General features: G+C 55.2%; 1 protein-coding gene. It reads right to left on the bottom strand.

Features of this window, described 5'->3' with window-relative positions:
• Positions 1 to 215: hypothetical protein (locus LNL84_RS19695; RefSeq protein ID WP_244359564.1), on the bottom strand; the 215-nt coding region annotated here is incomplete at its 3' end.
• Between the last annotated feature and the right edge of the window lie 15 nt (positions 216 to 230).

Below are 230 nucleotides of genomic sequence, written 5' to 3'. Positions count from 1 at the left end.
GGGATCTCCAGTACCAGCTTTTCACCTTTGCCCAGGCTGTCGTAGGACGAAGCATCAAACGTGTAGCTACCATCGTCGTTGAAGGTTAAGCCTTCCACTGTGGAGTCGGTGCTAAAGCTAAGCTCGGCATCGTCGCCCAAATCCACATCCGTCGCGCTCATTGCGCCTGTAATCACCGTATCTTCGGCAACGCTGTCGGTTTTCGCCTCTGCCACCGGCGCGTCATTAGT

Origin of the sequence: Vibrio gelatinilyticus (assembly GCF_022836845.1) — a bacterium.
GTDB classification, from domain to species: Bacteria; Pseudomonadota; Gammaproteobacteria; order Enterobacterales; family Vibrionaceae; genus Vibrio; species Vibrio gelatinilyticus.
This window is presented reverse-complemented; position numbering and strand designations above follow the sequence as displayed.